General features: G+C 73.4%; 7 protein-coding genes. 2 read left to right on the top strand and 5 right to left on the bottom strand.

Annotated elements, in window-relative coordinates; all coding sequences use genetic code 11:
- Window positions 1-12 precede the first annotated feature (12 nt).
- Entirely contained in the window at window positions 13-993 is a 981-nt protein-coding gene (locus tag E2E34_RS29835; RefSeq protein WP_138904988.1) for a helix-turn-helix transcriptional regulator, read from the bottom strand.
- Between the two features lie 63 nt (window positions 994-1,056).
- On the opposite strand from E2E34_RS29835, the gene E2E34_RS29830 reads away from it, so the two are divergent.
- Entirely contained in the window at window positions 1,057-2,547 is a 1,491-nt protein-coding gene (locus tag E2E34_RS29830) for an MFS transporter (protein ID WP_244316248.1), read from the top strand.
- A gap of 94 nt (window positions 2,548-2,641) precedes the next feature.
- Here the strand turns inward: E2E34_RS29830 and E2E34_RS29825 are convergent, their stop codons facing one another.
- Both E2E34_RS29825 and E2E34_RS29820 read right to left on the bottom strand, forming a co-directional pair.
- Complete coding sequence (locus tag E2E34_RS29825) at window positions 2,642-3,412, bottom strand: DUF6227 family protein (RefSeq protein ID WP_138904986.1); 771 nt, start codon at window positions 3,410-3,412, stop codon at window positions 2,642-2,644.
- 144 nt (window positions 3,413-3,556) lie between these two features.
- Window positions 3,557-4,639, bottom strand: coding sequence for a P1 family peptidase (locus E2E34_RS29820; protein ID WP_138904985.1), 1,083 nt, complete (start codon window positions 4,637-4,639; stop codon window positions 3,557-3,559).
- An 83-nt stretch (window positions 4,640-4,722) separates the two neighbouring features.
- On the opposite strand from E2E34_RS29820, the gene E2E34_RS29815 reads away from it, so the two are divergent.
- Window positions 4,723-4,947 (top strand): hypothetical protein, encoded by a 225-nt coding sequence (locus E2E34_RS29815; RefSeq protein ID WP_138904984.1) that lies wholly within the window; start codon window positions 4,723-4,725, stop codon window positions 4,945-4,947.
- 10 nt (window positions 4,948-4,957) lie between these two features.
- Here the strand turns inward: E2E34_RS29815 and mscL are convergent, their stop codons facing one another.
- Entirely contained in the window at window positions 4,958-5,434 is a 477-nt protein-coding gene (mscL, locus tag E2E34_RS29810) for a large conductance mechanosensitive channel protein MscL (RefSeq protein WP_138904983.1), read from the bottom strand.
- Between the two features lie 123 nt (window positions 5,435-5,557).
- A complete protein-coding gene (locus E2E34_RS29805; RefSeq protein WP_341870240.1) occupies window positions 5,558-6,079 on the bottom strand; it encodes an RcpC/CpaB family pilus assembly protein in 522 nt (173 codons plus the stop codon).
- Window positions 6,080-6,157: the final 78 nt, after the last annotated feature.

The following is a 6,157-nucleotide window of genomic DNA, read 5'->3' as shown; positions in this document are numbered from 1 at the left end:
GCCCGGAGCCCTCTAACGTCCGCGTCCGGCGGTCGCCCGGCTCGCCCGGCCGCCCAGCCCGGCCAGGAAATCGACGAGCTCCGGCGGCTCGGACACCGTGAACTCGCAGTCCACCAGGGCCAGCCGGATCCCCAGCCACTCCATCGAGTCGGTGCAGGTGACGTCGAGCCGGCAGCGGCCGTCGTCGTCCGCCACCGGCTCCGGGGCGCCGAGCGACGACGGCAGCCGGGCCGCGACGAACGCGGCCGGCGCGTCGAACGTCGCCACCACGCGGTAGCGCTCCTGGAAGCGGTTGAGGGACCGCCGGATGAACTCGGCGGCGTTCCCGCTCGGCAGCCCCCGGGGCGTGAACCGCGCCCCCGTGGCGAACGGCTCGCTGACCCGGTCGACCCGGAACGTCCGCCAGGCGTCGCGGTCCAGGTCGTAGGCCACGAGGTACCAGCGCCGCCCGGTGCTGACCAGCCGGTGCGGCTCGACCAGACGCTTGCTCTCGGACCCGTCGCCCGACCGGTAGCAGAACCGCAGCCGCTCCTGCCCGGTGGCCGCACCCGCCATCACCGTCAGCGTGTGGGGATCGATGGTCGCCCCGTCGCCGCTGGTCAGCGGGATGGTGGCGGCCTGAAGCGTGGAGACCTGCCGGCGCAGCCTGGACGGCAGGACCTGCTCCAGCTTCGCCAGCGCCCGTACGGACGCCTCCTCGATCCCCTCGACCGCGTGCCCGGCCCCCGCGCGCAGCCCCACGGCGATCGCGACGGCCTCCTCGTCGTCGAGCACCAGCGGCGGCATGGCCTTGCCCGCGACGAGGCGGTATCCGCCGTCCGCGCCCATGGTCGCCTGCACGGGATAGCCCAGCTCCCGCAGCCGGTCGATGTCCCGCCGGACCGTGCGTCGGCTCACCCGCAACCGCTCGGACAGCTCGCTGCCCGGCCATTCCCGGGGCGTCTGGAGCAGCGAGAGCAGTTGCAGCAGCCGGGCCGGAGTATCGGTCGTCATGTTTCTCAGGATGCCGTCTCCCTAGGACAAGATGTGTCCTACATGGCCCCTAGTCTCGCGGTCATGACTTCAACAGCCCCGCCCGACCGCCGCCGGTGGTTCGCGCTCGCCATCGTGATGACCGCCGCCTTCATGGACCTGGTCGACGTGACGATCGTCAACATAGCGATCCCCAGCATCCAGCAGGACCTCGGCGCCACCTTCGGCGCCATCCAGTGGATCACCGCGGGATACGCCCTGGCCTTCGCCGCCGGGCTGATCACGGGCGGCAGGCTCGGAGACATCTACGGCCGCAAGCGGCTCTTCCTGATCGGCATCGGCGGCTTCACACTCGCCTCCGCGCTCTGCGGCTTCGCCGGCGACCCGGAGATCCTCGTCGCGTCCCGCGTCCTCCAGGGCGCGATGGCGGCCCTGATGGTGCCGCAGGTCCTGTCGATCGTCCACGCCACCTTCCCCGCCCACGAGCGCGGCAAGGTCTTCGGCCTCTTCGGCGCGATCGTCGGCCTGGGCGCCGTGTCGGGACCGATACTGGGCGCGCTGCTCACCGAATGGAACCTCTTCGGCCTGCAGTGGCGGCCGATCTTCCTCATCAACCTCCCGGTCGGCGTCGCCGGCCTGATCCTGGGCGCGCGCTTCATCTCGGAGTCCAAGGCCCCCAAGGCGCTGCGCCTCGACCTCGTCGGCGTGGCACTCGCGACGCTCGGTCTCCTCATGCTCATCTATCCGCTCACGCGCGGCGAGGAGCTGGACTGGCCGCTGTGGGGCCACCTGTCGATGATCGCCAGCCCGGCCGTGTTCGCGCTCTTCGTCGCGTACGAGCGCTACAAGACCCGCAAGGACGGCTCGCCCCTGGTCGAGCTCGCCCTGTTCAAGGTGAAGAGCTTCGCCGCCGGCATCGCGGTGCAGCTGACCTTCGGTGTGGCGCTGGGCATCTTCTTCCTCGTCTGGACGCTCTACATGCAGGTCGGCCTCGGCTGGACCGCCCTGCGCGCCGGTACGACGGGCATCCCGTTCTCCATCGCGGTCTCCCTGGCGGCGGGCCTGTCCGTACAGCAGCTCGTCCCGCGCTTCGGCCGCAAGGTCCTCCAGGCCGGTGCGCTGACCATGGTGGCCGGGCTGCTGCTCTACATCTGGGAGGCCGACCGGTACGGCACGGCGATCCACCCGTGGCAGATGGCGCTTCCGCTCGTGGTGATGGGGCTCGGCATGGGCCTGATCGTGGCGCCGCTGACCGACGCGGTGCTCTCCGAGGTGCCGCGTGAGCACGCGGGCTCGGCGTCCGGCCTGATCAACACCATGCAGCAGATGGGCAACGCCCTTGGCCTCGGCCTCGTCTCGGTCGTCTTCTTCGGTGTCATGGACGACCACCTGGCGCCCGGTCAGGTGGGCACCGCGTTCGTATCGGCGTTCCAGAACGCTCTCTGGTGGGCGACGGCGGTGCTGGTGGCCATCTTCTGCCTGATGTTCGCGCTCCCGGCGCGCCCGAAGATCGGCGCCGAGGCGGAGGCTGAGGCTCCGGCCTCCGTGTCCAAGGAGCCCGCACTCACGCCCTGACCCCGCTCCCACGCGACGGCGCCCGGCCGGAGGCCGGGCGCCGTTCCCGTTGCGCGGACGGCCGCCGCCCGCCCCGCCGCGCCTGGCGCCCGCGTCACCGCACCCGGGCCCGCAGCTCCATCGCCTCACGGGCCGCCCGCTCCGTCCCGTACACCTCGCACATGTGACGGCCGTCCGGCGTGGCGGTGTGCTCGACCTCCCAGAGGCTCACCTCGCACCCGTCACGCAGCAGGAACGCGTGCTCGTACAGCGTGAAGCCGGCGTCCCGGCCCTCCACGCTGCACTGGCGGCCGAAAGCCTGGGTGATCTGGTGGGCGACGGCGGTGGACAGCCGCAGCCCGGCGTCCGGCCCCGGCCGGTCCGCGTTCTCGGCCCGGCGGAGCACCCGGCGTGCGTGGTCGGCGGAGTTGTCCGGGATGAAGATGCGCGGCGCGGTGGCCGGCCGGGCGGCCATGAGCGCGGCCAGGATCTCCAGGTCGGCGTCGAGCTGCGCGTCGCCGCCCTCCGGATCGCGCCCGTCCGCGTCCCCCGGGGCCCAGCCGAACCCGCCCGCGCGCGGCAGCCGGGACGCGGCCAGCCGGACCTCAGCGGCCTCCGTGTAGAGCTCGTGCTGCGTGCTGCCGTCGCGGCCCGCGTTGTGGGCGAGCTCCCACAGCGTGAGCGAACTGCCGTCGGACAGCAGGAAGACATGCTTGAACGTCTCGCGGTGCAGCCCCGCGCTGTGGTGCGAGGAGTGCAGCGACGTGCTGTGCGCCAGCGCCGATTCGAGCCGCTCCACCGCCGCGTCGGGCAGGTCGAACGAGTTGAGTGCGCGCCCCAGGAGTCGCTCGAGGTGCTCCTCGGTTGTCTCGTACGGATCGCTCAAGGGTCTCTCCAGGCCGTCGCCGCTTGTTACTTGCCGAGTGCTCAACGTAGCCCCTGGGTCTGACAACGTCGCCGGGGTTGAGCAAAACGAAGGGGGCGCACCCGAGGTTCCCGCGCCGCCCGGCCAACTGGCCACGCCGGTACGTCAGTAGAGGTCCCGGTACGCCGGGTAAACGCCGCCCGGACCCTCGACCCCCTCCGCCGCCAGCACGGCCTTCACCACCGCCCGGGTCAGCGTGTCGGCCCCCGCCGCCAGCACCTCGTTGAGCGCGGCCGCCTCCGTGTGCACCGCGAACGCGGGCTCCGCCGAGCCGCCCACCAGTGCGCTGGCGCCCGTGGACAGGGCGAAGACGGTGTCCCCGTCGCTGAGCAGATGCACGGGACGCACGGCTCGCGCGAGCCCGTCGTGCGCGGTCCCGGCGAGCTTCTGCGCCTGGGCGCGCGTCAGCACCGCGTCCGTGGCCACGACGGCCAGCGTGGTGTTCAGCGGGGGGCGAGCGGAGCTCGCCGCACGCCGCTCGGTCTCCGCGCGCGCGTCGGCGAGCGTGTCCCGCGCCGCCGCGTGCACCCGCGCCGGCGGATACGCGACCGGCCCCTGGAAGTAACTCCCGTACAGCACCCCCGTCAGCGGATCGACGACCGACCCGGCGGCGTTGACGACCACGAGCGCCCCCACCGTGACGCCCGAGTCGAGGACCGCGGAGGCCGTGCCGACGCCCCCCTTCAGACCGCCCGCGACCGCACCCGTTCCCGCGCCCACCGCGCCCTGCGCCACGGCCGCCCCCACGCCGGCGCGGGCGGCGTCCTCGGCGGCGGCCCGCCCGGTCGCGGCGCCCGGCCTGGCCCGCCAGTCGCCACCGCGCCCCAGGTCGAAGAGGCAGGCGGCCGGAACGACCGGCACCACCTGTGCCGGGTCCGGCCCGACGCGAAAGCCCCGGCCCTGCTCCTCCAGCCAGGCCGTCACCCCGGACGCGGCGTCGAGCCCGTACGCGCTGCCGCCCGTCAGGACGACCGCGTCGACGCGCTGCACCAGGTTGCGCGGGTCGAGGGCGTCCGTCTCCCGGGTGCCCGGGCCACCGCCCCGTACGTCCACGGCGGCCACCGCCCCGCCGTCCGGCGCCAGCACGACGGTGGTGCCGCTGAGCGCCCGGTCACCCGGCACCCGCGCGTGGCCGACCCGCAGCCCGGCCACATCGGTCAGGGCGTCCGCCCTCGTCCGGTATCCCATGCGGACTGCGTATCACGCCGGATCGCCCCCGGCCCAGAGGCCACCGGGGTATCAGGGCCGGCCGCCCGCCGTACCCTGGAAGCATGAGCACCGCCCCCGCCCACGGACCGCGAGATCCGGAGCAGACGACCGAGCAGCAGGCCGAGCACGCACCACGGCCCAAGCCGGCGCTGGACTTCGGCGATCCGCTGGACCAGCAATCAGCGGACGACACGGACCGGGGGTGGGGCGAGCGGCCTCCCGGCAGTGGCGGCAGCGCGGCCGACCTCGCCCGGTTCCTGGACGAGAAGCCGCCGCACCACCTCTGAGCGACCCGGGCTACGGCGTCGTGTCGTGGCCCGAGCCGCGCTGCGCGACCAGGGCGTCCCTGATCTCCTTCAGCAGCTCGATCTCGGTGACCTCCATGATCTCCGCGGTCGCGTCCTTGGCCCTGTCCCGCGCGGCCCGCCTCGCCAGGTACTTGGCCATCGGCAGCACCATCAGGAAGTAGACGACCGCCGCGGTGATCAGGAAGCTGAGGACCGCGCTCAGGACCAGCCCCCAGTTGATCGGGATGCCCTGCATCACGCCGTTCTCGTCCGGCTCGCACGGCTGCTTCAGGCAGGAGCTGTACTTCTCCAGGTCCTGCGTGCCGAACGCACCGACCAGCGGATTGATCACGCCCTTCACGATGGAGTTCACGACGTTGGTGAACGCGGCGCCGATGACCACCGCGACAGCCAGGTCGATCACGTTGCCGCGCATCAGGAAGGCTTTGAAGCCGGCCAGGACGCTCTGCTTCTTCTCCTCGCTCACGGATGAGCCTCTTTTCGCATGTACCAGGGGCGGAGCAAACAGTTCCGAAACCTACGGCAGCAGGTGACCGCCCTGTCCAATCCCCGTGCCCGTACCGGTGACGTGACAGCTCCTCAGTTCTGGTCAGCACAGCGTCACCGCCAGGTGCGACGTCGCCTGCACGCCGGCCAGCGCCGCCGCCGTGGCGCGCGGCACGGACAGCACCACCAGCGCTCCGCCGCCCTCGCCCTCGGAGCTCTCGCGCGCCCGCGGCACATCCGCCACGCGCGCACCCGCCGCCACCACCCGGGCCTCCGGGGCCTGCCCACCCGGCATCGACGGCCCGGCCGCCGCGGCGATCACGTCGACCCGGTCGCCCCGGCGCAGCAGCCGTACGGTCGCGGCGTCCGCGATCCGCACCGGAGCCGACACCATCCGCGCCGGGGGCCGCTTCCGCCCTGGCGCCTCCACCGCGTCGGTCCGCTCCTGGGCCTGCGGCCGCGCCGGAGCGGTCCCGCCCGCACGCCCCGCGTCCCGCGCCCCCGAAGCGGCCAGCGCGGCGGCGGTCATCGCCAGCCCGGCCGCCATCGCCCGCCTCCTGCGGCGCACCGCACGCCGGAGCCGGTGCCTGCCGCCGCGCACCCGCAGCGGCGCGAACTCGGGCACACCGCACGGGTCCGGCCCGGGAACGGGCGCCGGGGGCTGTCTCTTATACACCTCTCCGAGCCCACGAGACTAGCGCTC

The organism is Streptomyces albidochromogenes (assembly GCF_005981925.1).
Taxonomy (GTDB): domain Bacteria; phylum Actinomycetota; class Actinomycetes; order Streptomycetales; family Streptomycetaceae; genus Streptomyces; species Streptomyces albidochromogenes.
The sequence above is the reverse complement of the archived record's forward strand: the minus strand, read 5'-3'. Positions and strand labels throughout refer to the sequence as shown.

What these genes read in the sequence shown, in the direction of transcription:
- E2E34_RS29835 (WP_138904988.1), bottom strand. Translation starts at nt 993, where the DNA reads ATGACGACCGATACTCCGGCCCGGCTGCTGCAACTGCTCTCGCTGCTC.
- E2E34_RS29830 (WP_244316248.1), top strand. Translation starts at nt 1,057, where the DNA reads ATGACTTCAACAGCCCCGCCCGACCGCCGCCGGTGGTTCGCGCTCGCC.
- E2E34_RS29820 (WP_138904985.1), bottom strand. Translation starts at nt 4,639, where the DNA reads ATGGGATACCGGACGAGGGCGGACGCCCTGACCGATGTGGCCGGGCTG.
- E2E34_RS29815 (WP_138904984.1), top strand. Translation starts at nt 4,723, where the DNA reads ATGAGCACCGCCCCCGCCCACGGACCGCGAGATCCGGAGCAGACGACC.